The organism is Aeromonas sp. FDAARGOS 1407, assembly GCF_019048725.1.
Classification (GTDB): domain Bacteria; phylum Pseudomonadota; class Gammaproteobacteria; order Enterobacterales; family Aeromonadaceae; genus Aeromonas; species Aeromonas enteropelogenes.
Genome location: NZ_CP077399.1, coordinates 3,855,565 through 3,882,442, shown reverse-complemented (window position 1 = coordinate 3,882,442; position 26,878 = coordinate 3,855,565). Strand labels below are relative to the sequence as shown.

The following is a 26,878-nucleotide window of genomic DNA, read 5'->3' as shown; positions in this document are numbered from 1 at the left end:
TGATGAACAATTTGGCTGAAGTTTAAGGCCGGATGATGCATAGAATAGGGGAGCAAAGACTATCTAATGGCAAGTGAAAGAAGACACCCACCAAGTGCAGCTTGTCTATCTGCTTCTATGAGAGATATTGGATATTCACTTGAAACAGCTATTGCAGATTTGATAGACAACAGTATTTCTGCTGGAGCCAGCAAAATCGAGATTATTTGCGATGTAGCATCAATATCTCCCGCCTTGGTCATTTTCGATAATGGCAGAGGTATGACAGAAGATGAGCTGTTCATAGCCATGCGTCATGGAACGGATAGTCCCGGTCGGCGACGCTCATCACATGATCTTGGCCGCTTTGGTTTGGGCTTGAAAACAGCTTCTTTTTCACAGTGCCGTTCTCTCACCGTAGTTAGCATCAAGCAAGGGATTATATGTGGTGCGGAATGGAATCTGGACCGTATTGATGCATCGGATGACTGGCTTCTATCAATTCTGGAGCCTGTTGATATTGAAGTATTGCCTCATGTTGGGTCACTTGGAGCGAATGGTACCGCTGTCATTTGGCGTGAGCTGGATAGATTGATGGAAGATGAAGTCGGAGTTCATCGGGATGAAATCGTCAACGAAAAACTTGATGTTGTAGGCAGGCATCTTTCCTTGGTATTCCATCGTTTCCTCTCTGGGGAGCTTAAAGGTTATTCCAAGCTTTCAATCAGCATAAATGGTCATCCGATAACTGCATTTGATCCTTTTTGCAGAAAAAATCCTGCCACTCAGATTCTTCCTGAGGAGGTTGTTCACATTGGCGATGCTCAAGTTCGCCTTCAGCCTTTCATTTTGCCGCATCATAGTCGCTTGTCAGCTTCTGAATATGATTACTACCAGGATCGTAGCGATTTTATCTCCAACCAAGGTTGTTATGTCTATCGAAATGGACGCCTGATGGCATGGGGAGATTGGTTCCGTATCGTACCAAAGGGAGAAGCCACGAAACTGGCACGGGTGCAAATCGACTTCCCAAACAGTCTTGATGAAGACTGGACTATTGATATTAAGAAGTCGCGTGCTCGTCCTCCACATGCGGTACGTGAACGCTTACGTCAGATCCTCACTAAAGTTACTGCACGTAGTGTGATCGTTCACCGAGGGCGTGGGCAAAAGTTGTTTCAGGATAACCAAGCGCCATTTTGGGAACGTTATGCAGAGCACGATGGTATTCGGTTTTCTATCAACGATCAGCATCCTATTATTACCTCACTGGCTGGAAAACTTTCACCAGAGGATGCAAAACTATTTCGAACTCTACTTGACTCTATTTCTGCATCATTGCCAATTGAAATGATTTATTCTGACTATTCAACGCACCCACGTGAAATACGTTCCCAAAAAATAGATGAAAATGAAGTCATGGAAAGGCTAAGGAATCTACGTCAGATTTTGTACGGGGATGGGCCGGTTGATGCGAAGGCTTTTCTACAAATTGTTCGTTCCACACATCTCTTCGACGATCAGGTCGACATTGCTGAAAAATTTATCAGTGAGGCTTTTACATGAGCATTACAGGTATAATGCAAGAAAGGAATATCACCAACGCTCTAATCTCTGGGCTTGCCAATATGACGGAAACGCCAACACGTGAGCAAGTGGAGGATAAGGCTAGACAGATAGCTGCAGTTTTTGGTTACTCTGGAGATCTTAGAAATGTTGTTACTGAAGCTATGGAGTCTGTGGTAACCCGTATGGGGGCAGGGATATCACTGGTTGATACCAACGCGAAGCATGATGACCAATGGGTTCACAAGCGGAGTGATGTCAGCTGGACCTATGCTAACGCATATGAGGAATTCCTCCGGAATGAGGGTTGGCCTCCACAAATGGTTCAGTCACTGAGTGATGTGACTAACCGGATCTTGGGCCATCTTCAGGATCCACTTAGTGAAGGGACAACTTGGAACCGCCGTGGTCTCGTCATTGGTCATGTGCAGTCTGGAAAAACTGCCAACTATACTGGCGTGATAGCACGAGCAGCCGATGCTGGTTACAAATTCATCATTGTTATTGCTGGGATTCATAATAATTTACGGAAGCAGACGCAGCAGCGAATTGATGAGGCTTTCATCGGTCAGTCGAGTGACCCGAATGATCGCCGATACATAGGTGTGGGGACAATGCCAAATTATCCTCATCCAGGTACGCTTACAAATATTCATGAAGATTTTAATAAGAACACGGCTGATAAAAGTGGGTTAAAAATAAGTAGATATAGTGCACCTATCATTTTGGTTATAAAGAAAAATGTCACAACATTAACGGCCTTGCACAAGTGGTTGAAAGAATTGAATACTGCTGGTGATGGTCAGATTCGTGATGTGCCAATGTTGCTGATAGATGATGAAGCCGATAATGCATCGATTAACACAAACAAGGAGGATTTGGATCCGACTAGGACGAATGCCATGATTCGCAGTATTTTGGGGTTGTTTGCTAAGTCTTGCTATGTTGGGTATACAGCCACCCCATTTGCCAATATTTTCATCAATCCAGATGCTTATAGTGATGAAGTTAGGGAGGAGTTATTTCCTCGCGATTTTATTTATTGCTTAGATGCACCAACAACATATTTTGGTGCAGAAAAAATATTTTTGGATGAGTTAAAAAGCGAGTCGGTCGTCATTCCAATCGATGACTGTGAAGATTTTATTCCCTATTCACATAAGCGTGACGCACCTATTCAAGAGTTACCACCAAGCCTATACCGTGCACTTGACGAGTTCATCATTGCACGAGCTATTCGAAATCTACGTGGGCAGGTTGCCAAACATTGCTCGATGATGGTTAATGTGTCACGTTACGTACCGGTGCAAAAGGCTGTGCGTGACTTCCTGAGTCTCAGAGAGAAGAGAATCAGGGAGGCGGTTTTGGCCAATTACGCGATGCCAGAAGACGTCTCCTCAAGAAATATTTATATGAGAGGTTTGAGGAGTGCTTTTGATGCTGAGTACAGCGATGTTGGATTTACATGGGAAGAAGTAAAGTCAGTCCTTAATACTGTTTTCGATCACCTTCACCTTTATGTCATCAACAGCAAAAGCGATGAAGTTCTTGATTACGCCCGATATCAAAAAGAAGGCATTGGACTAACGGCGATAGCTATCGGTGGATTGAGCCTCTCGCGAGGCCTGACTATCGAGGGGCTAACTATTAGTTATATGTATCGGAATACTAAGATGTACGACACGCTGATGCAGATGGGACGATGGTTCGGTTATCGCCTTGGATTTGAGGATCTCTGTCGCGTTCATCTCTCGCGTGATTCGATCAACTGGTACTCCCACATAGCCGATGCATCCGAAGAACTTGTCCAGCAAGTTAAACGCATGCGGCGAGATCGCCTTAGCCCAAAGGAATTTGGATTTTATGTCCGCGCACATCCAGACCGCTTGCTGATTACTGCGGCAAACAAGATGCGTTCTGGAAAAAAAGAAACCGTCGAACAGAGTTTTAGTGGGCGGATGCGTGAAAGTTACATCGTCTCCATCGACCCTGACGTCAATAAGAGGAACTTTGCTCTACTCTCCGAATATTGGCGAGGTGGATTCGGCGGGCGGCCAGAAGAGAAGACTGAGAAGGGGTTTATATTCAGGGATGTGCCAATTGATGTTATCGACGACTTTCTCATCAGATTTGAATGTCATTCGGCCTTTTCAGGACAGAAGTCAGATGTGGTGAGTTATTTGGAACGGATTTCGAAGAAGCACCCTTTAGCCGATGTTCTGCTGATTTCTCCTCCAAAAGGTTCGGGTGGAGAAAGCTCATTCACCCTCAGGAATCAAGAACGTGTTGTAGGGAAAGATCAGCCGGATGGAACCTCATGGCGTTTGAACAAAGACAGGGTTGCTTCACGTGGTGATGAAGGTCTCGGTCTTGATGATTTGCGCATTGAGGCGAGGAAGATAGCTGAGGGTGACGATGGTTGTGGAACAGTATCAGACACACATTATCGAATGGTGAGAAATAAACCTCTTCTCATGATTCATAGCTTGGAACCCAAGGGTGATAATGTGTCTGGGCCAATAGCTGCCTTCGGCATCAGTTTCCCATATGGTGATTATTCAACGACTATCAATGTTGTCGTGAACAAGGTTTGGCTCCAGCAGATGGTTGGATATGCGGATGATCCTGCTGAGGAAGAAGACCAAAATGATTAATTTTTCACCATGGGATGATATTCCCGTTCCTAAAACGGGCTTAAATGTTATTCAGGTTTCAGTAGCAACAGCTGTGCCTTGTTTCTGGGGGCGTGATACCAACGGTTCTTGCCTGTTCATTCTGGAACTTCAAGGAGATCATGTATCCCAGTATCGACAGAATATTGTAACGGTAAATGGCATTGATATAGATCTTCGGGCTAACGAGCAAGGCCGACAATACCTAATGCTTACTCTTGAGCGACATGTTGATCGCGACCTCTTTGAAGGGTTGTGTCAAACCCTTGCTTTTGTTCTTCAACACGCAACTGATTCGGCCAGTGCTATGACCATATCACTTGCACATATCCGCCGCTGGAAGACTTTTCTTACGGGGCGGAACCAACGATTGTCTGCAGAAGAGGTCCAGGGGCTCTTTGCCGAAATTACCTTTCTTGTGGAGCTGCTCGATAAAGAAATGCCGAGTAATACCGCAGTTGAATCCTGGCTTGGCCCGGATCGGTCGCATCAGGATTTCATCTTTGGCAACAGGGGGATCGAAGTAAAATCGCTATCGGGCAGAGAGCGGAGCTGCATCCGGATTTCGTCGGAAGATCAACTTGAATCCTTAAATGACTCACTCTTTCTACGAATCTATCGATTGAACAGCCTTACGGACGCTGGAGGGGGTCGCTCTCTCAACGAGGTCATTGCGGAAGTCCAGTCACGACTTAATGAGGCTGCGGCTTTAGAGGCTTTTGAACTGAAATTGGCTGCATATGGCTATGCGCCTTTCCCTGACTACGATGAGCCACGTTTTGTTGTCAATAGTGTGTGTAGCTACCTAATTGCGGACGATTTTCCGCGCTTAATAAGGTCGCAACTACCGGTAGGGATTGCCAAGGTAGCTTATGACATCAGACTGGAAGCGATCTCTCAGTACGAGTGCGAGGGGGATGTCGTTTTCGGAGGACAATCATGGCGCAAATAATAGTAGAAGAATTCTTCCATGATTTTCGGCAAGAGCTGCTGGCCGGAGCTGAAGCCAATGGCCGGTTTCAGCTTGAAGAATTCATGGAAACTGTCGCGACTGAGCTGGTCGATACAGGTTTTACGGAAGGTTTCGAGCTCTGTCATTACCGTGCACAACGTGGCATGCGTGTGGACGGCTACTGGTTCAATGATGAAGGTGTTCTAGACCTGTTTATTGCCGACTTCGATTCAAGAAATGAACTGACAACGCTCAACAAAGCGGATGTTGTCGCGACATTCAAACGAATCTCTAATTTCTTCGAAGCTAGTGCCAAAAGGCATTTGGCTGGAGAGTTGGAGGTGACATCTCCGGAGTATGGCCTCGCCAAGCAAATTGAGGATAGAAAGGACACTCTTCGGCAAATCAATTTGATCCTTTTTTCCGAACGGATGCTTAGTGATAAAATCCAGACTATGTCTGACACGGTGGTAGCAGATATAACAACGGTACATCACATTTGGGATATATCGCGCCTGCATCGTCAGAGAAGTTCTCGAAACCATAAGGAAGCGCTAGATCTCGATTTCATGCAGATGTTCGGCAAAGGTATCCCAAGCCTCCCGGCACATTTGGAGACTGATGCTTATCAATCTCATCTCATGGTGATCCCAGCAGATGTGCTGGCAACCTTGTACGAAAAATTTGGTGCTCGTTTGCTTGAACAGAACGTGCGAACGTTCCTGCAGGCTCGTGGCAACGTGAATAAAGGGATCAGAGCCACGATTTTGAATGAACCCAATATGTTCTTTGCCTACAACAATGGGATAACCGCAACAGCACAAGAAGTTGAAACAGCAATGACCGCGTCTGGCCCCGTGATTACGAGAGTTGTTGACCTTCAGATTGTCAATGGTGGCCAGACTACGGCATCGCTGTTTCATACACGCAAGCGTGACAAGGCTGATTTGTCTCAGATATTTGTTCAAATGAAGTTGTCCGTCATCGATAGTCTTCAAAGCGAGGTGGTCGTTCCAAAAATATCGGAGTATGCCAATACCCAGAATAAGGTAAATGCAGCCGACTTTTTCTCAAATCACCCTTTCCATGTTCGAATGGAAGAGTTTTCACGCCGTATATGGGCTCCAGCACAGCAAGGAGCGCAACGTGAGACCCGCTGGTTCTACGAGCGAGCACGAGGTCAATATGCTGATGCGCAGTCGAAACTTACCCTAATGGAACGGCGCAAGTTTACAGCTGAGCATCCGAAGCAACAAATGTTCACTAAAACCGATCTAGCGAAATTCGAGAATGTCTGGGATGACCATCCAAAGTGGGTAAATCTTGGTTCTCAGAAGAATTTTGCGCGCTATGCTGTTCGAATAGGATGTGAATGGGAAAAATCATCCGATGAGTTCAATGAGTTTTACTTCAAGAGGGCTATCGCTCGAGCTTTGATATTCCGTGCTACTGAGCGTATCGTTTCTGCACAGCCGTGGTACAACGGTGGATATCGTGCAAATATCGTAATCTATACATTGGCACTAATCAGTTATATTACGAATGCTCGAAAAGTAAATATAGATTTTTTGGGTATCTGGAATATGCAGAAAGTTTCCCCTGTACTGGAAAACACACTCACTATAGTATCGAAAGCCGTAAACGACGATATCATCAACCCACCGCAAGGTATTTCTAACATATCCGAGTGGTGCAAGAAGGATGCATGCTGGACAAGAATACAGAACCGTGCTGAAGCTGTAGCCAACCAGATCTCATCGGAATTTTACGAACGGCTGCTTTCACTTGATGAACAGTCAGCCAACATGCGGTATGCAAAGCAAACCCAGAGAATAGATAACGGCATTGAAGCTCAGAAAAAGGTGCTTGCAGTGCCCGCAACCGAATGGGCTCGTATCTATCAGTCGCTGTTAGAGAATGGCCTCCTCAACCCAAAGCAGGACAGTGCGTTGAGAGTGGCCATGCAGATCCCCTCCAAGTGTCCGACCGAGAAACAAAGTGCTACTTTGTTGGAAATTCTTGAAAACAAAAGTTTGGAAGGGATGATTGTACATAACAGCTGAATATGTCACCGAATCCTATAGCTAGAGTCTTTGAAAAGTTCTAGTCCGTAAAAAGCCAACTACCTCATGGACCCCAGTGTGAGCAGACGTGTTGTGCTCGGCGGTGAGGCCAACTCTTCTTTCACTCAGCGTCTGTTTTGCGCGACCATCCTTGCGCCGTGCGGCACAGTTGCTTGGTGTGCAATTGGATATGGTAAAAGTGCCGGAGGGTCAGTCCGTAAAGCCAGCTGCATTGACACATATCTGCATTGGAGGGTACATGATCAGCCATATCGACCATCTGGTATTGACAGTCAGCGATATCGAACGCTCGGTGGGGTTTTACAGCACAGTGCTCAATATGGAGGCCGTTACCTTTGGCGAGGGGCGCCGCGCCCTGTGCTTTGGCAACCAGAAGATCAATTTGCAGCTCTTTGGGCAGGAGCCGCGCAACCGGGCGCAGGTAGGCTCGGGGGATCTCTGCCTCATTACCCGCTGGCCTCTGGATCAGGTGCTGGCCCAGCTTGCGAGCCAGGGTGTCGAGATAGTGGAGGGGCCTGTGATAAAGAGCGGTGCCTGCGGGCCCATCGAGTCGGTTTATCTCCTCGACCCGGATCGGAACCTCATCGAAATAAGCCGTTATCGCTGACCTCTTGGTGCCTTGCCTCATTCCCCCTTGGCGGCGCGTCTGCGCAGTACCGAGTGCAGCGGAACAAGGGCTAACACAGCGCCTGCAAAGAGCAGCAGATAGCCCAGAGGGATCAGGGCGAATGGCTCATGGAGGACTCCCTGAGTATCCAGAGTGGCGCCTATCTGATGAAAGGCCAGAAAACAGCAGAGCCCTGCCAGAATGAGCAGGATGCCGAATCTTGTCATAGGGTGCTCCTTGTTCGCGACATGCGGTGAGAAAGGGAGAGTGCGCAGCCTGCCATGCTTGGGTGAAGTAACGGTGAAGTGGAGCAGAGAGATAACAACGGCAGCCATGGGCTGCCGTTGTTATTGGCGGGAGAGGGCGCTCGTTCAGGCTACCCCCTCGAGATGGGACGAGCGGGCTTAGCAGACCCCCTGCGCCAGCATGGCATCGGCCACCTTGACGAAACCGGCGATATTGGCGCCGCTTTCGTAGTTCACATGACCCTCCTCATCCTGGCCGTAACGTACGCAGGTGGCGTGGATGCTGGTCATGATCCCCTTGAGGCGGGCATCCACCTCTTCCCGGCTCCAACCAAGGCGCTGGGCATTCTGGCTCATCTCAAGGCCCGAGGTGGCCACCCCGCCGGCATTGGCCGCCTTGCCCGGGGCAAACAGCACCTTGGCCTCGTGAAACAGCGCGATGGCCTCGGCGCTGCTCGGCATATTGGCGCCCTCGGCCACCAATTGCACCCCATGGGCGATAAGCTCGCGGGCATCTTCCTCCAGCAGTTCGTTCTGGGTGGCGCAGGGCAGGGCGACCTGGGTGGCGATATGCCAGGGGGTGCGGCCGCTGTAATACTCGAGCCCCAGTTCATAGGCGTAATCGGCGATGCGCTTGCGCTGCTCGTTCTTGAGTGACATCAACCGGGCCAGCTTCTCGGGGGTAAAGCCGTCGGGATCGTACACGGTACCGCCGGAGTCGGAGGCGGTGATGACGCGGGCCCCCAGCTCCATCGCTTTCTCGATGGCGTACTGGGCCACGTTGCCCGAGCCCGACACTGACACCGTCATGCCAGCCAGCGACTGGCCGCGATGGGCCAGCATGGCCTGGGCGAAATAGAGCAGGCCGTAGCCGGTGGCCTCCGGGCGAATGAGACTGCCGCCAAAGGAGAGCCCCTTGCCGGTAAAGACGCACTCGGCGCTGTTGGTGAGTTTCTTCATCATGCCGGTCATGTAGCTCACCTCGCGCCCGCCGACGCCGATGTCACCGGCCGGCACGTCGGTGTTGGCCCCCAGATGGCGATGGAGCTCCAGCATCAACGCCTGGCAAAAACGCATCACCTCTCCTTCGCTCTTGCCCTTGGGGTCGAAATCGCTGCCCCCCTTGCCACCGCCCATGGGCAGGGTGGTGAGGGCATTCTTGAAGGTCTGCTCGAAGGCGAGAAACTTGAGCACAGAGAGATCCACCGAGGGGTGAAAGCGCATCCCCCCCTTGAAGGGGCCGATGGCGGAGCTGTGCTGGACGCGGTAGCCGCGGTTTACCTGTACCTGGCCCTGATCGTCCACCCAGCTGATGCGAAACTGGATCAGCCGCTCCGGCTCTACCAGTCGCTCCAGCAGGCCATGTTGCAGATAGCGGGGATGGCGCTCGACATAGGGCCAGATGGAGGCAAGCACCTCGCTGACCGCCTGGATAAACTCCGGCTGGTGGGGATTGCGGCTGGCGACCTGCGCCAGGAAGTCCGCCCGGGATAGGGAATGACTCATCTGTAACTCCTGTAGTGAAGGGTGAAATTGGCCTCTTGCCAGAGAAAAGCACATGCCCTGCATCCAAATTTTTGAGGTTATAAGTCGCTTGGACGCAGACAAAGATCCGACTTAATGACGGGCTTGCCGCCGATTATTGTGCCAATCGTCGAAAACTACCGAGAGTCAGGGCGACGGGCACAAGATAATTCGTGTTGAGGAAAATCTTTTTATGCATTTTTGATTAATAAATAGCAAGAAATTATTAGCTCCGTATGGCGCAGAAACGGAGCCTGTGCATAACAACCAAATAACGATGAACAGGTGTAACGGGAGGGAGAGGCGTGACCCCTGGCGCATTTTGGCCGGCAGAGGGGCGCCGCGAGCAAGTATCCGGCGTGTTAAAGCTGGCAATATGCTACTGTGTCGCCATTTTTGACGGATAAGCTGGCCTTTGTCCTTTTTAAGATGGAAAACTATGCAAAAACTTGATGCGGTGACGCGGTTGATGCCGCTGGCCGAGCCTTCGCTGGCAAACGATACCAGAGTTCAACGAGGCGAGGCTTCTGCCCGCAGGCAGGTGACCCATGCTGGCCGATGAATCCATGCGCCTGAACAAGTACATCAGCGAGAGCGGCATCTGTTCGCGCCGCGAGGCCGACCGTTTTATCGAGCAGGGCCACGTCTTTATCAACGGCAAGCGTGCCGGGGTGGGGGATCAGGTGTTTGCCGGGGATCTGGTCAAGGTCAACGGCCAGGTGATCGAGCCGCGCGAGGCTGACAGCCTGGTGTTTATCGCGCTGAACAAGCCGGTGGGCATCGTCAGTACCACGGAGGCGGGTGAGAAGGACAACATCGTCGACTTCGTCAACCACAGCACCCGCATCTTCCCCATCGGCCGGCTCGACAAGGACTCCCAGGGCCTTATTTTTCTCACCAACCACGGCGATCTGGTCAACAAGATCCTGCGGGCAGGCAACGATCACGAGAAAGAGTATCTGGTGACCGTCGACAAGCCGGTGACCGACGACTTTATCAAAGGGATGGCGGCCGGGGTGCCGATCCTCGGTACCGTCACCAAGAAGTGCAAGGTGAAAAAAGAGGCGCCGTTCGTGTTTCGCATCACCCTGGTGCAGGGGCTGAACCGCCAGATCCGCCGCATGTGCGAGCACTTTGGCTTCGAGGTAACCAAGCTTGAGCGCATTCGCATCATGAACGTCAGCCTCAAGGGGCTGCCGGTGGGTGAGTGGCGTGACCTCGACGGTGATGAGCTCATTGAGCTGTTCAAGCTGATTGAGGACTCCTCCTCCGAGGTGAAACCGGCCAAGGGCAAGCAGAACGCAACCCCGCAGGGCAACAAGGGGGCTGGCAATCAGGGGCAAGGGGGCAAGCCTGGACAGGGCAAAAAACCGCGCCGGGATGATGACCACGAAATTGGCGGACGCCCCAATGTGCCGGGTCCGGAGGCATTCGAGAAGAAAACCCCGGTCGGCAAGGGCGGCGCCGGTAAAGGTGCAGGGAAAGCGGCCGCAGGCAAAGGCGGTGCCGGCAAAGGAACTCCGAACAAGGGGGGCAAACCCGCTGCGGGCAAACCGCGCGCCGGTCAGGGGGGGGCGGCAGAAGAAGGGGCGCTAGGGCGCCTTGTCTGCTCGCGCTGTTGTCATCGACTCACTCGCATATACACCGGCCATCAGGCCGGTGTATTGCTTTGGGAAAGAGGTTGGGGTCAGTGATCCCGCCCCTCTTCCAGCTTGCGTTGATAATCCTGCTGGACGATGGCGAGCGCCGCGAGAGCAAGGGCCGGATCGATCCGGTTGGTTTCCAGCAGTTCGATGAGATCCACCGCGAGCTGGATCTCGGGGGGGGCATTTTCCAGTGACATGGGGGGCTCCGGTAAGGGGAAAGCGCCATTATACACGGGGCACCGTCTCGACAGACTGGGGTTAGAGGTGCTGGCGCATCTCCTTGTCTATCTCCTCGCGCAGGGCCATCAATTTTTTGGCATAGAGCTGCAACTGCAGATCGGCGGCCGAGACCGGCTGCCACTGGGGTACCGGGGTCGGTTTGCCTTGCTCGTCCATGGCAACGAAGATGATGATGCAGTGGGTGGTCTTGTGACGCTGGGCCTCAGTGGGGTGGCGGCTGTAGACATCTACCGCCAGGTGCATGCTGGTGGTACCTGTGTGGATCACCTGGGCGTGTACCTCCACCAGCTGGCCTATCTGGATGGGGCGCAAAAAGCGGATCCCCCCCACATAGACGGTGACCGCATAGCCGCTGCACCAGCCTGCGGCGCAGGCGTAGCCCGCCTGATCGATCCACTTCATCACCATGCCGCCGTGCACCTTGCCACCGAAATTCACGTCGGCAGGCTCGGCCAGAAATTGCAGGGTCAACTCGCGGGGTGGGGTCATGTTCTCTCCTTGGTCCGGGTTCATTGCCGGTAACTCTTGCGGTAGGTTTCTGCCTGCTGGCAGGGGGGCAGGTCGCCAAGGGCGGGGCGCTTGTTGCCCTCCCGCTGGCCGAAGCTGGCGAACTCCTGCTGACACTTGGCGGCCTTGCCCCCTTCCTTGATGCAGGCGTCGATCCGCTGCTGCTTGCCCTGTTCAATCAATTGCTGCTGGGCTTGCTGGCAGGCGGCATCCAGCTTGGCCTGTTTGGCATCTCTGTCCTCCACTGCGGCCAGCAGGGGGAGCGAGAGGGTACAACCGAGCAGCAATACGAGCATCTTCATGATGATTTTTCTCCTGACGGGGGGCGTCCGGCAATCACCAGGGCAATCCCCCCCAAGATGCCCAGGGTCGACAATATCAAGCGCAGCGACCAGGACTCATCCAACCAGATGAGCCCGGCCAGGGCGGCGAGCAGAGGCACCAGCAGCTGGACGCTGGCGGCCAGGGTGCGGCCAAGATGGGGCAGCACCAGATACCAGAGTGCATAACCAAGGCCGGAGGCCAGCGCCCCCGAGGCCAGGGCATAACCGATGGCGGCGGGGCTGGTCTGCAACTGCCCGAGCAGCAGATAGAGCAGGGCCGCCGGCAGGCTGGCGCGTAGAAAATGGCCGGCGTTGGCGGCGACCGGGTCGGCAAAGCGCGAGGCCCGCAGGGTATAGCCGGCCCAGGCGATGCCGGCCACTATCATCAGGGCTGCCCCCAGCGGATCCGGCGCACTGAGGCCGGGCAGCAGCAAGACCACCAGGCCTGCCATGGCGAGCAGCAGGCCGAGCCACTGGCGCCGGGGCAGGGCCTCTCCGCGCAGCAGAGGCGGTGCCAGCATGCTGATCTGCACGGCGGCAAATAGCAGCAGGGCGCCGGTGCCCGTGGTCAGGGTGAGGTAGGAAAATGAAAACGCCGCGCCATAAATGACAAGAGCCAGGGCACCGCCCCAGTCCCCCTGACGGGGGGATTTATGGCGCGCGCCGCACAGCAGCACCAGTACCAGGGCGCCACTGGTCAGGCGCAGCAGGGTGAAGAGGGCGGGATCCATCCGCTCTTCAAACAGAGCCAGCCGACAGAGCACCGAGTTGGCGGCGAACGCCATCAGGGTCAGCAGAGTCAGTAACAACAGGCGGGGCAGTGGCATCCATTCACCTTGAGTTCAGTGGGGCAGGTTCAGCATGGTTCACCATCCAACGAGGAGGTCCCATGAAACAAATGCTGGAGCAATTGATGGGAGCTGGCAAGGGCTGGCTCAATGAAGGCGGCGACAGCCGCAAGGCGCAGATGAAGGGGATGGCTCAGGGTGGCCTCGCCGCCGGTGCCATGGCCCTGCTGCTTGGCAACAAGAAGATGCGCAAATATGGTGGCAAGGTGGCGGCGGTCGGTGGGGCGGCGGCCCTCGGCGGTCTGGCCTACAAGCTCTATCAGGATTGGCAGGCACAGCAGGGCAGCCCGGCGCAGCCGACCCAGCCCATCGGCACCTTGCAGGGCAACGCGCTGGATGCCCGCGCAGCTCTCTTGGTGCGGGCCATGGTGGCGGCGGCCCGGGCCGATGGCCATATCGATAACGACGAGCGTCAGAAGATCCAGCAATATCTGACCGAACAGGGCCAGAGCGATGCGGCGCGCTGGATCGATGCCGAACTGGCCCGCCCGCTCGATCCCCACGCCCTGGCGCGGGAAGTGACCGACATGGAGCTGGCGACCGAGGTCTATCTTGCCTCCCTGCTTGCCATCGACGTGGATCACTTTATGGAACGCGGTTATCTCGACGAGCTGGCGCGCGCCCTCAAGCTCGATGAAAATCTCAAAGGCAGCATTGAGCGTCAGGTGGCCCAGCTGGATGCCCCCGCCTGATCCCCGGTTAGTACATGGATTGTCGATAAGGCCCCGTTACGGGGCCTTGTTGTTTTTTGGGGGAATGGCGTCCAGCTGCTGGTGGATAAGCTCTGCCAGCCGGGTGAGAGCCCCCTCCAACTGCTCGCTCCAGGGATGGGAGCTGTTGAGCCGCAGGCAGTGGTTGTGCAGCCCCTTGCTGGAGAAGAGGGCGCCGGAGGCCAGCGAGAAACCGCTGGACAGCGCCCGGGCGTGCAGGGCGCGGCTGTCGAGGCGCGAGTCAAATTCGAGCCAGAGAAAATAGCCGCCATCGGGGGAGGAGATGCTTACTTCCACCGGTAGCAGGCGCAGCAGGGCCGCCGATGAGGATCTCAAGGAGTCTTGAGCCATTGCTATCTTGCCAATGAAAAAGGCCGACACAGGATGTCGGCCTTCTCGTTCTGTTGCGTGGCGGACTAGATTGCCAGCGCCAGTCTGGCTTCACGCTTCTCGCTGATATGGGTGAGACCATAGGCCAAGAGCACGATAAGGGCACCAATCCAGGGGGTGTGCATCAGGCCGAGGTGCTCCACCACCAGGCCGCCGACCACGGAGCCCAGCGCGATACCGACATTGAAGGCGGCGATGTTGAGGCCGGAGGCAACGTCCACCGCCTTGGGGGTGTGTTGCTCGGCCTGTTTCACCACCAGCACCGGGTGCGGCGCGGTGAAGGTGAGCACCAGCAGCACCATGGCGAGACCTGCAAACAGCAGCTTCAGCGCAGGCAGCGGGCCCATGCGATCGGCCAGCTTGCCGCCCCAGATATTGCCGACGGCGACCGAGACCCCGTATACCAGCAAAATGAGGCTCACCGAGCCGGCGCTAAAACCGCTCACCTGCTGCAGGATGGGGGCGAGAAAGGTAAAGGCCGTGAAGGCGCCGCCGTAACCGAGCGCTGTCTTGGCGTAGACCAGCAGCAGCGGCTTTTTGGTCAGCACCGAGAGCTGCTCGCGGATGGTCGAGGCCGCCCCCTTGGGCAGGTTATTGGGGATCAGCAGCAGGCTGCCCACCATGGCGACCAGCCCCAGCAGGCTCACCACCAGAAAGGTCTCGCGCCAGCCGAAGACCTGACCAATCCAGGTGCCGAGTGGCACGCCGGTCACCAGCGCGATGGTGAGCCCGCTGAACATGATGGCGATGGCGCTCGCCGCTTTTTCCTTGGCTACCAGCCCGGTGGCGATGGTGCTGCCCACCGAGAAGAAGACCCCATGAGCCAGCCCAGTCAGGATGCGGGCCACAATCAGGCTCTCGTAACCGGGCGCCTGCCAGGCCAGCAGGTTGCCGGCGGTGAAGAGTGCCATCAGCCCCACCAGCAGCCACTTGCGCGGCACCTTGCCGGTCAGCGCCGTGAGCACGGGGGCGCCGATGGCCACCCCCAGGGCATAGAGGCTGACCAAGAGGCCCGCCGAGGGGAGCGAGACATTGAGCTGGTCGGCGATGGTGGGGATGAGCCCCACGATCACGAATTCGGTGGTGCCGATCGCAAAGGCACTTAAGGTGAGGGCAAATAACGCCAGTGGCATAACAACTCCTTGGATAGGGACTCCCGACGGGAGAATGGCGCCAGTATGCCGAGGCAGTTTGTTGGCAAAAATGACGGCATATTCAAATGACTTTTGACCAATTCGCATCAATCTGGCCATTAATCGCCTTCTTCCCCCTGGCTTGTTGTGGCTATTGGCAGTGGTGTCATATTGCACTCGTTGGGCGTTGGGGTAAGCTCCGGTAGATGGTTTAGGCGCTGGTGCAGGAGTGGCCCGGATACATGACGGGGGATGTCGCTCAGGGCTGCCAGTCATGGCTTTTCCCTTGCAAAACAGGACACAAGATGAAACTGACCGGACTATCCTCCTTTCTTTTGCTGTGCGGTGCCTTTGCCGCCCAGGCCGCCCCGCAAGATCCCCTCTTCGCCTGGAATGACACAACCGCCAAGCAGGCGATCATCAAATGGGTGGCCGATGCCACGGATCAGCAAAAAGCCACCTTTATCCCGGAAGATAAGCGCTTTGTAGTGTTTGATAATGATGGCACCCTGTGGCCTGAGGCGCCCCTGACGTTTCAGCTGCAGTTTGCGATAGACGAGATCAAGCGTCTGGCGCCAGACCACCCTGAGTGGAAAAAAGAGCCCGTCGTCGCCGCTGTGCTGAACGATGATCTCAAGACCCTGGCCAGGATGGGGGAGAAGGGGCTTGTGCAACTGGTGGCCCTGACGCACAGCGGCATGACCACCACGGAATTTGCCAAGCGGGTGAACAACTGGGTGAGCAGCAAAAAAGATCCCCGCTATGGTTGCCACTACAACCAGCTTGGCTATCTGCCGATGAAGCAGTTGCTCACCTATCTGCGGGAGAACGGCTTCAAGACCTGGATTGTCTCCGGCGGTGGCGCCGACTTTATCCGGGAGCTGGCGGAGCCTATGTATGGCATACCGCCGCAGCAGGTGGTGGGGTCGTTTGCGCAAGGGGAGTTTGCCCTGACGGAGGATGGGTCAGCGATCCGCAAGACCATGAAGGGGGCCTACTATGACGATGGCAAGGCCAAACCGGCGGCCATCCACCTCTTTATGGGACAGCGCCCGGTGGCGGCCTTTGGCAATAGCGATGGCGATGTGCCCATGCTGCAGTACACCTCGACCAACCCCGACTACCGTACCTTTGGTCTGCTGGTTCACCACACGGACGCCAAGCGGGAATATGCCTATGACAGTCACCCTCCGGCCAGCGGCAAGCTGGTCGATGGGTTGGCTCAGGCGAAGGCGCGGGGCTGGGTGGTGGTCGACATGAAGTCGGACTGGAACCAAGTGTTTGATCCTGCGCTCTGCTCAAATGCCCCCTGACGGGAGGAAATTGACGGGGCGTGATAAAGCAGCAAGCGGGGTTTGCTCCCGCAGATCCGGGCGAAGGCGGGAGCGCCTTCGCCCGGCTTGTTTTTGGCTGCCAGGGACGTTACATCCCGGCTTAGTTATCCCAGGCGGGGGCGAAATCCGGGTTGGCGCAGCGTTCGCCTCGATCCAGGGTGGCGATGGCGGCCATCTCATCGCTGCTGAGCGTCACCTTAAGGGCGGCCAGATTGGCGGTCAGGTTCTCCCGCCTGGTGGAGCTCGGGATCACCGCCATGCCCTGCGCCAGCAGCCAGGCGAGCGACACTTGGGCCGCAGAGACGCCGTGGCGCTGGCCGATCTCCATCAACAGCGGCTCGCTTAACACCTTGCCGTAGGCGAGCGGCATATAGGCGGTGACGGCGATGCCCTGTGCCTGGCAGAACTCCACCACCTTGCGGTTTTGCAGCAGGGGGTGAACCTCCACCTGCTGGTGGGCGATGGAGCCTGGCCCCAGAATGTCGATGGCTTCTTTAAGCTGGGCCACGGTGAAGTTGGAGACCCCGATCTCGCGGGTCAGCCCCCGCGCTTTGGCCTCGGCCAGCTGTGTCAGATAGACCGCCATCGGCACCTCATCCTTGGGGGAAGGCCAGTGGATCAGCGCCAGATCCAGATAGTCGGTGCCCAGTTTTTCGAGACTCACCTCCAGGCTCGGGATCACCTTGCCCTGGCCAAACTCGCTGGTCCACACCTTGGTGGTCAGGTAGATATCCTGGCGGGGCACGCCGCTCTCGGCCATCAGCTGGCCCACTTCGGCCTCGTTGGCGTAGATCTGGGCGGTGTCGATATGGCGGTAGCCAAGCTCAAGCCCCTGCAGCAGGGAGTCACGCAGGGGTTGCCCGGTCAGGCGGAAGGTTCCAAGACCCAGGTTGGGCATCTTCATCATGCTATTCCTCAAATTGGTTGGCCCCTCTTTACAGATCAAAGGGCAGGGCGAAAGGGCAAGGCTGTGCTTTGTGTCGTCGTCAGGGATACGAGCCATTCAGGTACCCAGCGGCTGATAACGACGAATGGTGCTGCCGGCAAACCAGGGCCCGGTCTTGGCGAGAAACTCGATAAAGTGGGGTTGGCTCTGGTGAGTGGTGAGGGCGGCTTCACTCTCCCACACCTCGTAGAGCATCCAGCTGTGGGGATGGTCCAGATCCTGATGCAGTTGATAGTGCAGGCAGCCCGACTCCTGCAAGGTGGCCGCGATCAAGGGGCCCAAGGCGGCGCGAAACCGGGTGGCAAATTCGGGTTTGGCCTCAAGCTGGGCAATCACAATTACGGGCGATGACATCTGAACCTCCTTGCAAAATGAAGGTTCAGTATGAATGCGACGGTGGCAAGTAAACAGGGAGCGTATTGCAATAGTGAATTGAGGGGAGCGCAGCAATGAGGCGAAATAAATACACCGGCAGAGCCGGTGTCGAGCGATCATTAAATTTGTACCGCGTTAGCTTGATAACTGATGCTGTCTTTCGAAAACGGAAGCATGATGTTGATCTATTTTTTCATTGACGTAATTGTCTGTTGCCTTCACCAAGTCTTTGATAAAACGGATCACCTTTTCGAGTTCATCGCGCTTGATAAGATGTGCCGACGGGATACCGGTGCTGATAGGCTTTGAGCGGTGAGCTGCATCCCCACGCTTTTTAATCCACTGATTTAGCGTGCATCTGGCTTTCTCTGGCTCATAGTTGGACCATCGCCATCCTTCTGTAACATCAAATCCCAAATAGTCTTGAAATATTCTCTTGGTCTTGTCAGAACTCGGATTATGGAATGATTTCAAATCGGTATGCAGTTTTTTCAAGATGAAGTCGCCAAGATAGCTGCCTTGTACAATGGCGAGTTTTTTATGCATCTCTTCGACCAGACGATCTTCTACGTAGGTTTCCCAAGCGGTAAGTGCCATGACAAGACCTGCGCGTTTGAGAACTTCGCTATTGGCTGGTGGTGGGTTGGCATTGATGCTATCAAAATGGGCAAGTAATTCCTCCGCATCCTTTATGGCGTATTCAAATCCTTGAATTGCTTTTGACATATTATTTTCCTGATAGGGATTTATTTCGTTTTACCAATTAGATCAGAGCGCACAAAGTCTGCAACTTATCAGATATGTTTAAAAATATAAAAGAGATAACGCTTGTATTGATGGATAGTGGGGCCATTGTTCTTTCAGCCCTGTTGTCATAAGTGAGGTTATTTGAACTCTTCCCCCTGATTTTCCAGCGTCTCCAGACCGCATTGTTCACACACCACATAACGGTCTAGCAGTTCAAGCGCCGCAATGCCGTGGCCCCCAATTCCGGAGAAAAAGCCGCTGAGAAAGGCCCTGAATTGCCCACGCTTTGTGTCGGGATAGGGGGAGGGTTTTTGTCTGATCTTCTCTCTGTGTTCGGTATCCATTTCGCAGCGAGGGCAAAACTGTTTGCTCATCTGGCTTCCTCTTGTGTGGATAATTGGCCGGCCTGTGACTATCAGGCGCTGGCCGGCTCCGACCAGACGGCAAATTCATTACCGCTGGGCTCGGTAAAGTGAAAGCGGCGGCCACCGGGAAAGTCAAAGAGCGGCCGTACTATGCTGCCGCCAGCGCTGGCCACCTTGGCCTGAGTCGCTTCAATATTGGCGCTGTAAAACACCAGGAGAGCCCCGCCTTGCGCGCTCTGGCTGCAGAGATCGGCGCGATAGAAACCGCCGTCGAGCCCTTCCCCGGCAAAGGCACAGTAGTCAGGGCCGTAATCGGCAAACTGCCAGCCAAAGGCGGTCTGAAAGAAGGCCTTGGTGGCGGCGAGATCCCTGGCGGCAAACTCCACATAGTTCAGTTTTTCATGGGCTTTCATCTGGGTTGCTCCCTGCTGGTCGATGGTTCGCCGGCTTATCCGCGCGGTGTCGATGAGTTGATGATGGCAGAAGAAAGCTTGCCTATTGAAACTCCTCGCCCTGATTGGCCAGGGTATCGAGCCCGCATCTGGTGCAGACCAGATAGCGGTCGACCTGATCCATGGCGGCGATGCCGCTCATGCTTGAGCCGGAAAAAAGACCGCTGAGAAAGGCCTTGAGGACCCCGCAGGGAGACTCCTCGTGGTGCTGAATCTTGGGCAGGATCCGCTCGCGGTGATCGGTCTCAACCCCGCAGCGGGGACAAAATTGGTTGAACATGGGGTCACTCATGGATGGTGGGGGTCGTTGTCGTGGGGGCCAGCTGCTCCCACGGGGTCAATTTCAGCTGTTTGCGCCTTATTCCTATGCTGCTTGCCATCAGCAGACCGAAGAGGGCAGCAAACAGGGCTGTCTGGCGCAGGGCGTCAACGGGTTCCATTTCAGTGCCATGCCAGCTGAACAGCCACATTAACAGACCCCAGATCAGCCCGGCGCTGATGCCAAATCCCAGCAGGTTGGCAAGCCAGCTCTGATAGTGGGGTGGCTTGACCGGATAACCGAGCCTGCGCAGCAGTCTGAACAGGAGAGGAGCGTAATGGGATTGCCATACGCCCCTGCTGGCAAGCTCCTGATGGGCGGCGGCCAGTCGCTCTTCGAATGTCATGGGATATTTCCTTGTGAGCATGCATGGCGCCATACGATGCCTGATGGCGAGCATTCTACCCATAAGCCCGATGGATAGATGGGTTGGCCATCACGTTATTGGCGAGGATTTTGCGGCTGGTGGCGTCCCGCTGGCCTTGCCAGTGCATGGCCAATGCGCCTATAAAGGCCCATTACTCTTGCCGGAATAACATCAATGAAGACCCATTCTGATGAACTGACCCTGTTTGTGGCCGTGGTGGAGGCGGGCAGTTTTCGCCAGGCGGCGGAGAACCTCGGCATGGACAACTCGGTGGTGAGCCGCGGCATCAAGCGGCTCGAAGAGAAGCTCGCTACCGTGCTGCTCAATCGCACCACCCGGCGGGTCAGCCTGACCGAGGAGGGGAGCTGGTTCTATCAGCGGGCGGTGAAGATCCTGACCGAGATGAGCGAGGCGGAGGGGCTGCTGCTGATGCGGCGCGAACAGCCGGAGGGGATCTTGCGGGTCGATGCCGCTACCCCCTTTATCCTGCATCGACTGGTGCCCATTATCGGCGAGTTTCGCCGCCGTTATCCGGGGATAGAGCTGCAACTGCACAGCTCCGAGGGCTTTATCAACCTGATGGAGCGGCGGGTGGACATGGCCATTCGCATCGGCGAGCTGAGCGACTCCTCCCTGCGCGCCCTGCCGCTCGGACGATCCAGATTGCGGCTGCTGGCCTCTCCCGACTATCTGAAGGCGCGCGGCACCCCGCGCCAGCCGGCGGATCTGCTGACGGGCCACGAACTGCTCGGCTTTTTGCATCCCGATCACCTCAATCACTGGCCGCTACTGAGTGAAGAGCAGGGGGATCGCTTTCCCATTAACCCGACCCTGCGTGCCAGCAGTGGCGAGACCTTGCGCCAGCTGGCGCTGGCGGGGCAGGGGATTGTCTGCCTGTCGGACTTTATGACCGGGCCGGATCGGGCGAGCGGCGCCCTGGTGGAGGTACTGGCGCGCAGCAACAGCGGCGCTTCGCGCCCCATCAATGCGGTCTTCTATTCAGATGCCCAGCGGGATATCCGGCTGCGGGTCTGGCTCGATTTTTTAAAGGAGCAATTAGGCTGCCACACCCTCTAAGGGCTGAACAGGGCTGGACGGGATACTGGCGCCAACCCATTCCCGGCCTCTGGCCGGGCAGAGGTGAGCATGGATGGCTTGATGGTTCAATGACGCAGGTGGTCATCAAGGCTGAACACGCACAGAGCGCGAGATAAAAAAGAGGCCGACATCGCTGTCGGCCTCTTGGCATGTTTGTTTCCAAAAAGATGTCGGCTAGCCGATCAATCCTCTTCGGCCCAGCGGCGGGAACGCTCGACGGCCTTCTTCCAGCCATTGTAGCGCTTGGCGCGCTCGTCACGGTCCATCTGCGGGATAAACTCTCTGTCCACGCTGAACTTGTCTTCCAGCTCGTCCGAGCTCTTCCAGAAGCCGACGGCGAGGCCGGCCAGGAAGGCGGCACCCATGGCGGTGGTCTCGATACGGGTCGGACGGACTACCGGGGTGTGCATCATGTCGGACTGGAACTGCATCAGGAAGTCGTTGGCGACCGCGCCACCGTCCACTTTCAGGGCTGCCAGCTTGATGCCGGAGTCCTGCTGCATCGCATCCAGCACGTCGCGGCTCTGGTAGGCGATGGATTCCAGTGCGGCACGGATGATGTGGTTGCGGTTGGCGCCACGGGTCAGGCCGACCATGGTGCCGCGAGCATACGGATCCCAGTAGGGGGCGCCCAGGCCCACGAAGGCCGGCACCAGATAGACGCCGTTGGTGTCGCCCACCTTGCTCGCGAAGTAGTCGGTGTCGCGGGCATCGTGGATGATCTTGAGCTCGTCACGCAGCCACTGGATGGTGGCGCCGCCCATAAACACGGCCCCTTCCAGCGCGTAGTTCACTTCCCCTTTCGGGCCAATGGCGACCGTGGTCAGCAGGCCGTTGTTGGAGCGAACCGGTTCGGTGCCTGTGTTCATCAGCATGAAGCAGCCGGTGCCGTAGGTGTTCTTGGCCATCCCTTTTTCGAAGCAGAGCTGGCCGAACAGGGCAGACTGCTGGTCACCGGCGATACCGGCGATGGGGATGCGGGAGCCACCGCCACGGGTGGTGTAGCCATAGACCTCGGAGGAGGGTTTCACTTCCGGCAGCATGGACATGGGGATGCCCAGCTCGTCCAGCATGCGCTGATCCCACTTCAGATCGCGGATGTTGTAGAGCATGGTGCGCGAGGCGTTGGTCGGGTCGGTGACATGCACTTCACCGTTGGTCATCTTCCACACCAGCCAGGTGTCGATGGTGCCGAACAAGAGCTCGCCGTTCATCGCCTTCTCGCGGGCCCCTTCCACGTTGTCGAGGATCCACTTCACCTTGGTGCCGGAGAAGTAGGCGTCCAGCACCAGACCGGTGTTTTCGCGCACGTACTCTTCGAGACCACGGGCTTTTAGCTCTTCACAGATGGCCGCGGTGCGGCGGCACTGCCAGACGATGGCGTTGTAGATGGGTTTGCCGGTGGCCTTTTCCCACACCACTGTGGTTTCACGCTGGTTGGTGATGCCGATGGCGGCGATCTCTTCGCTGCGAAGGCCGGTCTTGGCCAGTACTTCGGTAAAGACGGAGGATTGGGTCGCCCAGATCTCCATCGGGTCGTGCTCTACCCAGCCCGCTTTCGGGTAGTGCTGGGTGAATTCGCGCTGGGAGGTGCCGACGATGTTGGCATCCTGATCGAAGACGATGGCGCGGGAGGAGGTGGTACCCTGGTCCAGAGCGACGACATATTTCTTTTCAGCAGACATGATGTTCTCCACGTTTTATGGGGCCGCTCTTACGCGGCGGCCTCTTCTTTGGCTTTGGCGGTTTGGGTGGCTTGCTCGGTGGTGGCAACACGGTTGCCCGGCACACAGGGGGCCAATACTTTCACATAGAGGGCGGCACCAATCTGGGCACCGACGATGGGGCCGAGGATGGGTACCCAGAAGTAGGGGTTGTCACGACCACCGGTCAGGGCCACATCACCCCAGCCAGCGAAGAAGGCAAACAGCTTGGGACCGAAGTCACGGGCCGGGTTCATGGCAAAACCGGTTAACGGGCCAAGGGAGGCGCCGATCACCGCGATCAGGATACCGATCAGCAGGGCGGCGGCGAAACCTTTGGGGGCACCGTTATTGTTGTCGCACAGCGCCAGAATGCCCAGCATCAGCACGGCGGTGATCACCAGCTCGACCGCGAAGGCCTGCAGGTTGGAGATCAGGGCATTGGGGTAGGTAGAGAAGATGCCGGCGGTGCCGAGGCTCTCGATGCTGCCGCGTGCCACGTTATGGGTGACTTCCCACTGGGTGAAAAGGTTACCATACAGGAAGTAGACAAGGGCGGCGAAGCAGAAGGCACCTGCCATCTGGGCGATGATGAAGGGCACCACCTTGCGTTTGTCAAAGCCGGCGAAGGTCATCAGCGCCAGGGTGACGGCCGGGTTCAGGTGGGCACCTGAAATACCGCCGGTCACATAGATGGCAATGGCCACGCCAAGGCCCCAGGTAATGGAAATTTCCCACTGACCAAAATTGGCGCCTGCCAGCACCAGGGCGGCCACACATCCTACGCCGAAGAAGATCAGCAGGCCGGTGCCGATAAACTCGGCGATGCACTCACCAAGCAGGGTATTGGGTCTTTGTATGCTCATATCTGTATTCCTCGTATCCACCCGTAGTAGAGGTTTGATGTTCTGTTATTGTCGATGTTCCGTTTTATCGTTTTTCTATCTATCTGTTGCGTCCGGAAACGTTTCCCTGTTTTTTCTCACCTTACGCAAACGTTATGCTCGTTTTTGTTCGTTATCGGACGTGTGAGAAAATAACCCGTCCCGCCGAATTCACCATCCCCCCGCCATGGGAAATGTGGGCAAGATCCCACTCATTGCTAAGAAAATGTGACGTAAAGCAACCTGATAACGGCCAATTACCCCCAAGGTGGTAGCCTCTGTCCCTTGCCGTACAAGGGGTTGCGCTTGATGATTGATTTCTCATTTGAGGCTTTTTGTTTGTAATAAATCTGCAATATTTGAGCATGTGTCACAGAACTTGTGAGCGTTTATGCGCACAATTGGCTCGCTTTCGAATTTGAGGACTCACTCGATTCGTCAGCTTGGTCAGGGCATCCTCAACCGCCCATAACAACAATAAGGAAGCAGAACATGCTTAGTCTCTTCAGGCCTGCACCGCACATCGACAGGCTTCCGGCTGACAAGGTCGACCCCTTCTATAAACGCATGCGTTGGCAAGTATTCATCGGGATCTTTTTCGGTTACGCAGGTTACTACCTGGTCCGGAAAAACTTCAGTCTGGCCATGCCCTATCTGGTGGAGCAGGGCTTCTCCCGCGGGGATCTCGGCTTTGCCCTGTCCGGGGTCTCCATCGCCTATGGCCTTTCCAAGTTTTTGATGGGCAACGTGTCGGATCGCTCCAACGCCCGTTACTTCCTCTCCGCCGGTCTGCTGCTGTCGGCCGGCATCATGTTCATGATGGGGACAATGCACTGGGCCACCTCCAGCATCGCCATCATGTTCGTGCTCCTGTTCCTGAACGGCTGGGTGCAGGGCATGGGCTGGCCCCCCTGCGGTCGCACCATGGTGCACTGGTGGTCACAGAAGGAGCGGGGCGAGATCGTTTCGGTCTGGAACGTGGCTCACAACGTGGGTGGTGGCATGATAGGTCCGCTGTTCATTCTGGGGATGGGCTGGTTCAATGACTGGCGCAGTGCCTTCTATGTGCCGGCTGCGGCCGCCGCTGCCATCGCGGTCATCGCCTTCTTCGTGATGCGTGATACCCCGCAATCGGTTGGTCTGCCCCCCATCGAGGAGTACAAGAACGACTATCCGAAGGATTACAACGAGAGCCACGAGCAGGAGTTTTCCGCCAAGGAGATCTTCGTCAAGTACGTGCTGCACAACAAGCTCTTGTGGTACATCGCCATCGCCAACGCCTTCGTTTACCTCATTCGTTACGGCGTGCTGGACTGGGCCCCGACCTATCTGAAAGAGGCCAAGGACTTCTCTGTCGACAAATCCTCCTGGGCTTACTTCCTCTATGAGTGGGCCGGTATCCCGGGCACCCTGCTGTGTGGCTGGATCTCCGACAAGATGTTCCAGGGCCGCCGCGCCCCGGCCGGCATCCTGTTCATGGTGCTGGTGACCCTGTTCGTGCTGGTCTACTGGCTCAACCCGGCGGGCAACCCCACCGTCGACATGCTGGCGCTGGTGGCCATCGGCTTCCTCATCTACGGTCCCGTCATGCTGATCGGTCTCTATGCCCTGGAGCTGGCACCGAAGAAGGCGGCCGGTACCGCGGCAGGCTTCACCGGTCTGTTTGGTTACCTGGGTGGTGCGGTCGCGGCCAACGCCATGCTGGGCTACACTGTTGACCACTTTGGCTGGGATGGCGGCTTCGTGGTGCTGACCGCATCCTGCGTGCTCTCCATCATCCTGCTGGCGATGACCCTCAAGCACGAGAACATCGCCGTTGCAGCCAAGGCGGCGGCCAATAAGGCATAAAACGTGATCCCCAGCTTATTGATCCCAAAGGGGATCAGGTAAACTGCCAGAAGGCCCCGCATCTGCCGGGGCCTTTTTTCGTTTCATCATCGGAGTGAAAGCGTGAAACAAACCCAACGACATCTGGAGATCCTGGAGGTCCTGACGCGGCAGGGATTTGTCTCGACCGACGATCTGGTGAGCCATTTTGACGTCAGTCCCCAGACCATTCGCCGGGATCTGAACGATCTCGCCGAACAGAACAAGATCCGGCGCCATCACGGTGGTGCCTCTTTGCATTCGAGCACGGTCAATACTGCCTACAGCGCCCGCAAGGTGATGCAGCTCAAGGAGAAAGAGCGTATCGCCCGGGAAGTCGCGGCCAATATTCCCGACGGCTCCTCCCTCTTTATCGACATCGGCACGACCACCGAGGCCATTGCCCGCGCCCTGCTCGATCACCGTGAGCTGCGCATCGTCACCAACAACCTCAACGTGGCCAGCATACTGACCGCCAAGGATGACTTCACCGTCATCATCGCCGGGGGCGAGATCCGCAACCGGGACGGCGGCATAGTGGGGGAGGCGACCCGCGACTTCATCGGCCAGTTTCGCATGGATTATGGCGTCATCGGCATTTCGGGCATCGACAGCGACGGCTCCCTGCTCGATTTCGACTATCACGAGGTGAAGATTGCCCAGGCTATCATCGCCCACTCCCGCCAGGTCTTTCTGGCCGCCGACCACACCAAGTTCGGTCGCAACGCCATGGTCAACCTCGGCAACCTCAGCCAGGTTCACGCCCTCTTCACCGATCAGGAGCCGCCGGAGAAGCTGGTGCGGCTGATGGCGCAGCACCAGATCGCCTGCCATATCTGCTGATCATCGTCGGCAGATATCACTATAAGCCGCCTATCCGGGCGGCTTTTCTATTTTCATATCCCTTAATGGCTAGTTTTCACCTGGGCTGCGCTACCCCCTGTCCGGCAGCGCATCGCTGGTGAGCGTGCCATGCCATATTTGCTGCTTTCCGTG

Annotated in this window: 26 protein-coding genes and 2 pseudogenes; 11 read left to right on the top strand and 17 right to left on the bottom strand. The window is 55.9% G+C overall.

The window, feature by feature from the left end; genetic code table 11:
• Positions 1-66 precede the first annotated feature (66 nt).
• The 5 genes from I6L37_RS18220 (at position 67) to I6L37_RS18200 (ending at position 7,860) form a co-directional block, all read left to right on the top strand.
• Entirely contained in the window at positions 67-1,545 is a 1,479-nt protein-coding gene (locus I6L37_RS18220; RefSeq protein WP_216992610.1) for an ATP-binding protein, read from the top strand.
• On the top strand, positions 1,542-4,199 hold the full coding sequence (locus I6L37_RS18215; protein WP_216992609.1) for a Z1 domain-containing protein: 2,658 nt from the start codon (positions 1,542-1,544) through the stop codon (positions 4,197-4,199). Before I6L37_RS18220 ends, I6L37_RS18215 begins: the two co-directional genes overlap by 4 nt.
• The gene (locus tag I6L37_RS18210; protein ID WP_254203510.1) at positions 4,165-5,169 is read left to right on the top strand and encodes a PD-(D/E)XK motif protein; all 1,005 of its coding nucleotides are present in this window, start codon (positions 4,165-4,167) and stop codon (positions 5,167-5,169) included. The genes I6L37_RS18215 and I6L37_RS18210 overlap by 35 nt, the downstream gene beginning before the upstream one ends.
• Positions 5,157-7,232 (top strand): AIPR family protein, encoded by a 2,076-nt coding sequence (locus I6L37_RS18205; RefSeq protein ID WP_216992608.1) that lies wholly within the window; start codon positions 5,157-5,159, stop codon positions 7,230-7,232. Before I6L37_RS18210 ends, I6L37_RS18205 begins: the two co-directional genes overlap by 13 nt.
• Positions 7,233-7,491: 259 nt before the next feature.
• Positions 7,492-7,860 carry a VOC family protein gene (locus I6L37_RS18200; RefSeq protein WP_216992607.1) on the top strand — a complete coding sequence of 123 codons (369 nt, stop codon included), beginning with the start codon at positions 7,492-7,494 and terminating at the stop codon, positions 7,858-7,860.
• A 17-nt stretch (positions 7,861-7,877) separates the two neighbouring features.
• Here I6L37_RS18200 and I6L37_RS18195 read toward each other — a convergent pair whose 3' ends face one another.
• Positions 7,878-8,087: a DUF3955 domain-containing protein gene (locus tag I6L37_RS18195; protein WP_216992606.1), complete on the bottom strand. Its 210-nt coding sequence runs from the start codon at positions 8,085-8,087 to the stop codon at positions 7,878-7,880.
• A gap of 177 nt (positions 8,088-8,264) precedes the next feature.
• The gene (gene gdhA / locus I6L37_RS18190) at positions 8,265-9,611 is read right to left on the bottom strand and encodes an NADP-specific glutamate dehydrogenase (protein ID WP_216992605.1); all 1,347 of its coding nucleotides are present in this window, start codon (positions 9,609-9,611) and stop codon (positions 8,265-8,267) included.
• A gap of 566 nt (positions 9,612-10,177) precedes the next feature.
• Here gdhA and rluF point away from each other — a divergent pair.
• A pseudogene (gene rluF / locus I6L37_RS18185) lies at positions 10,178-11,218 on the top strand (23S rRNA pseudouridine(2604) synthase RluF); the annotation flags it as partial.
• A 98-nt stretch (positions 11,219-11,316) separates the two neighbouring features.
• Here rluF and rsmS read toward each other — a convergent pair.
• The 4 genes from rsmS to I6L37_RS18165 form a co-directional block, all read right to left on the bottom strand.
• Entirely contained in the window at positions 11,317-11,472 is a 156-nt protein-coding gene (gene rsmS, locus I6L37_RS18180; protein WP_201941101.1) for a pleiotropic regulatory protein RsmS, read from the bottom strand.
• A 61-nt stretch (positions 11,473-11,533) separates the two neighbouring features.
• Positions 11,534-12,004: an acyl-CoA thioesterase gene (locus I6L37_RS18175; protein ID WP_201941102.1), complete on the bottom strand. Its 471-nt coding sequence runs from the start codon at positions 12,002-12,004 to the stop codon at positions 11,534-11,536.
• 20 nt (positions 12,005-12,024) lie between these two features.
• Positions 12,025-12,324, bottom strand: coding sequence for a hypothetical protein (locus tag I6L37_RS18170; protein WP_216992604.1), 300 nt, complete (start codon positions 12,322-12,324; stop codon positions 12,025-12,027).
• Complete coding sequence (locus I6L37_RS18165; protein WP_216992603.1) at positions 12,321-13,172, bottom strand: DMT family transporter; 852 nt, start codon at positions 13,170-13,172, stop codon at positions 12,321-12,323. Before I6L37_RS18165 ends, I6L37_RS18170 begins: the two co-directional genes overlap by 4 nt.
• Positions 13,173-13,234: 62 nt before the next feature.
• Here I6L37_RS18165 and I6L37_RS18160 point away from each other — a divergent pair, with 62 nt between their 5' ends.
• Complete coding sequence (locus tag I6L37_RS18160; RefSeq protein ID WP_201941105.1) at positions 13,235-13,885, top strand: tellurite resistance TerB family protein; 651 nt, start codon at positions 13,235-13,237, stop codon at positions 13,883-13,885.
• 36 nt (positions 13,886-13,921) lie between these two features.
• Here I6L37_RS18160 and I6L37_RS18155 read toward each other — a convergent pair.
• Together I6L37_RS18155 and I6L37_RS18150 are read right to left on the bottom strand one after the other, a co-directional pair.
• A pseudogene (locus I6L37_RS18155) lies at positions 13,922-14,224 on the bottom strand (PLP-dependent aminotransferase family protein); the annotation flags it as partial.
• A 95-nt stretch (positions 14,225-14,319) separates the two neighbouring features.
• The gene (locus I6L37_RS18150) at positions 14,320-15,426 is read right to left on the bottom strand and encodes an MFS transporter (RefSeq protein ID WP_216992602.1); all 1,107 of its coding nucleotides are present in this window, start codon (positions 15,424-15,426) and stop codon (positions 14,320-14,322) included.
• A 305-nt stretch (positions 15,427-15,731) separates the two neighbouring features.
• Between I6L37_RS18150 and I6L37_RS18145 the strand changes: the two genes are divergently transcribed.
• Positions 15,732-16,739, top strand: a complete 1,008-nt coding sequence (locus I6L37_RS18145) for an HAD family phosphatase (RefSeq protein ID WP_216992601.1) — start codon at positions 15,732-15,734, stop codon at positions 16,737-16,739.
• A gap of 121 nt (positions 16,740-16,860) precedes the next feature.
• On the opposite strand, the gene dkgB is transcribed toward I6L37_RS18145, so the two are convergent.
• The 7 genes from dkgB to I6L37_RS18110 form a co-directional block, all read right to left on the bottom strand.
• Entirely contained in the window at positions 16,861-17,667 is an 807-nt protein-coding gene (gene dkgB / locus I6L37_RS18140) for a 2,5-didehydrogluconate reductase DkgB (protein ID WP_216992600.1), read from the bottom strand.
• A gap of 96 nt (positions 17,668-17,763) precedes the next feature.
• Positions 17,764-18,060 carry a putative quinol monooxygenase gene (locus I6L37_RS18135; protein WP_216992599.1) on the bottom strand — a complete coding sequence of 99 codons (297 nt, stop codon included), beginning with the start codon at positions 18,058-18,060 and terminating at the stop codon, positions 17,764-17,766.
• 156 nt (positions 18,061-18,216) lie between these two features.
• Positions 18,217-18,807 carry a HEPN domain-containing protein gene (locus tag I6L37_RS18130; RefSeq protein WP_201941110.1) on the bottom strand — a complete coding sequence of 197 codons (591 nt, stop codon included), beginning with the start codon at positions 18,805-18,807 and terminating at the stop codon, positions 18,217-18,219.
• A gap of 158 nt (positions 18,808-18,965) precedes the next feature.
• Entirely contained in the window at positions 18,966-19,202 is a 237-nt protein-coding gene (locus I6L37_RS18125) for a hypothetical protein (protein ID WP_216992598.1), read from the bottom strand.
• Positions 19,203-19,243: 41 nt separating this feature from the next.
• A complete protein-coding gene (locus I6L37_RS18120; protein WP_216992597.1) occupies positions 19,244-19,606 on the bottom strand; it encodes a VOC family protein in 363 nt (120 codons plus the stop codon).
• A gap of 82 nt (positions 19,607-19,688) precedes the next feature.
• On the bottom strand, positions 19,689-19,925 hold the full coding sequence (locus I6L37_RS18115) for a hypothetical protein (RefSeq protein ID WP_216992596.1): 237 nt from the start codon (positions 19,923-19,925) through the stop codon (positions 19,689-19,691).
• 4 nt (positions 19,926-19,929) lie between these two features.
• Positions 19,930-20,310, bottom strand: coding sequence for a DUF6404 family protein (locus tag I6L37_RS18110; RefSeq protein WP_201941113.1), 381 nt, complete (start codon positions 20,308-20,310; stop codon positions 19,930-19,932).
• Positions 20,311-20,505: 195 nt separating this feature from the next.
• On the opposite strand from I6L37_RS18110, the gene I6L37_RS18105 reads away from it, so the two are divergent.
• Positions 20,506-21,408 carry a LysR family transcriptional regulator gene (locus I6L37_RS18105; RefSeq protein WP_216992595.1) on the top strand — a complete coding sequence of 301 codons (903 nt, stop codon included), beginning with the start codon at positions 20,506-20,508 and terminating at the stop codon, positions 21,406-21,408.
• A gap of 203 nt (positions 21,409-21,611) precedes the next feature.
• Here I6L37_RS18105 and glpK read toward each other — a convergent pair whose 3' ends face one another.
• Positions 21,612-23,114 carry a glycerol kinase GlpK gene (gene glpK / locus I6L37_RS18100; protein WP_042028651.1) on the bottom strand — a complete coding sequence of 501 codons (1,503 nt, stop codon included), beginning with the start codon at positions 23,112-23,114 and terminating at the stop codon, positions 21,612-21,614.
• 29 nt (positions 23,115-23,143) lie between these two features.
• Positions 23,144-23,998: an MIP/aquaporin family protein gene (locus tag I6L37_RS18095; protein WP_042069858.1), complete on the bottom strand. Its 855-nt coding sequence runs from the start codon at positions 23,996-23,998 to the stop codon at positions 23,144-23,146.
• A 510-nt stretch (positions 23,999-24,508) separates the two neighbouring features.
• Here I6L37_RS18095 and glpT point away from each other — a divergent pair.
• The gene (glpT, locus tag I6L37_RS18090) at positions 24,509-25,864 is read left to right on the top strand and encodes a glycerol-3-phosphate transporter (protein WP_042028653.1); all 1,356 of its coding nucleotides are present in this window, start codon (positions 24,509-24,511) and stop codon (positions 25,862-25,864) included.
• A 102-nt stretch (positions 25,865-25,966) separates the two neighbouring features.
• A complete protein-coding gene (locus I6L37_RS18085) occupies positions 25,967-26,725 on the top strand; it encodes a DeoR/GlpR family transcriptional regulator (protein ID WP_026456932.1) in 759 nt (252 codons plus the stop codon).
• The last annotated feature ends 153 nt before the right edge of the window (positions 26,726-26,878 follow it).

Coding starts and splice junctions, on each gene's coding strand:
- I6L37_RS18215 (WP_216992609.1), top strand. CDS start 1,542: ATGAGCATTACAGGTATAATGCAAGAAAGGAATATCACCAACGCTCTA.
- I6L37_RS18195 (WP_216992606.1), bottom strand. CDS start 8,087: ATGACAAGATTCGGCATCCTGCTCATTCTGGCAGGGCTCTGCTGTTTT.
- I6L37_RS18130 (WP_201941110.1), bottom strand. CDS start 18,807: ATGTCAAAAGCAATTCAAGGATTTGAATACGCCATAAAGGATGCGGAG.
- I6L37_RS18105 (WP_216992595.1), top strand. CDS start 20,506: ATGAAGACCCATTCTGATGAACTGACCCTGTTTGTGGCCGTGGTGGAG.
- rsmS (WP_201941101.1), bottom strand. CDS start 11,472: ATGTCACTGGAAAATGCCCCCCCCGAGATCCAGCTCGCGGTGGATCTC.
- I6L37_RS18160 (WP_201941105.1), top strand. CDS start 13,235: ATGAAACAAATGCTGGAGCAATTGATGGGAGCTGGCAAGGGCTGGCTC.
- gdhA (WP_216992605.1), bottom strand. CDS start 9,611: ATGAGTCATTCCCTATCCCGGGCGGACTTCCTGGCGCAGGTCGCCAGC.
- dkgB (WP_216992600.1), bottom strand. CDS start 17,667: ATGATGAAGATGCCCAACCTGGGTCTTGGAACCTTCCGCCTGACCGGG.
- I6L37_RS18110 (WP_201941113.1), bottom strand. CDS start 20,310: ATGACATTCGAAGAGCGACTGGCCGCCGCCCATCAGGAGCTTGCCAGC.
- I6L37_RS18220 (WP_216992610.1), top strand. CDS start 67: ATGGCAAGTGAAAGAAGACACCCACCAAGTGCAGCTTGTCTATCTGCT.
- I6L37_RS18150 (WP_216992602.1), bottom strand. CDS start 15,426: ATGCCACTGGCGTTATTTGCCCTCACCTTAAGTGCCTTTGCGATCGGC.
- glpK (WP_042028651.1), bottom strand. CDS start 23,114: ATGTCTGCTGAAAAGAAATATGTCGTCGCTCTGGACCAGGGTACCACC.
- I6L37_RS18135 (WP_216992599.1), bottom strand. CDS start 18,060: ATGTCATCGCCCGTAATTGTGATTGCCCAGCTTGAGGCCAAACCCGAA.
- I6L37_RS18210 (WP_254203510.1), top strand. CDS start 4,165: ATGATCCTGCTGAGGAAGAAGACCAAAATGATTAATTTTTCACCATGG.
- I6L37_RS18125 (WP_216992598.1), bottom strand. CDS start 19,202: ATGAGCAAACAGTTTTGCCCTCGCTGCGAAATGGATACCGAACACAGA.
- I6L37_RS18145 (WP_216992601.1), top strand. CDS start 15,732: ATGAAACTGACCGGACTATCCTCCTTTCTTTTGCTGTGCGGTGCCTTT.
- I6L37_RS18165 (WP_216992603.1), bottom strand. CDS start 13,172: ATGCCACTGCCCCGCCTGTTGTTACTGACTCTGCTGACCCTGATGGCG.
- I6L37_RS18115 (WP_216992596.1), bottom strand. CDS start 19,925: ATGTTCAACCAATTTTGTCCCCGCTGCGGGGTTGAGACCGATCACCGC.
- glpT (WP_042028653.1), top strand. CDS start 24,509: ATGCTTAGTCTCTTCAGGCCTGCACCGCACATCGACAGGCTTCCGGCT.
- I6L37_RS18170 (WP_216992604.1), bottom strand. CDS start 12,324: ATGAAGATGCTCGTATTGCTGCTCGGTTGTACCCTCTCGCTCCCCCTG.
- I6L37_RS18175 (WP_201941102.1), bottom strand. CDS start 12,004: ATGACCCCACCCCGCGAGTTGACCCTGCAATTTCTGGCCGAGCCTGCC.
- I6L37_RS18120 (WP_216992597.1), bottom strand. CDS start 19,606: ATGAAAGCCCATGAAAAACTGAACTATGTGGAGTTTGCCGCCAGGGAT.
- I6L37_RS18205 (WP_216992608.1), top strand. CDS start 5,157: ATGGCGCAAATAATAGTAGAAGAATTCTTCCATGATTTTCGGCAAGAG.
- I6L37_RS18200 (WP_216992607.1), top strand. CDS start 7,492: ATGATCAGCCATATCGACCATCTGGTATTGACAGTCAGCGATATCGAA.
- I6L37_RS18095 (WP_042069858.1), bottom strand. CDS start 23,998: ATGAGCATACAAAGACCCAATACCCTGCTTGGTGAGTGCATCGCCGAG.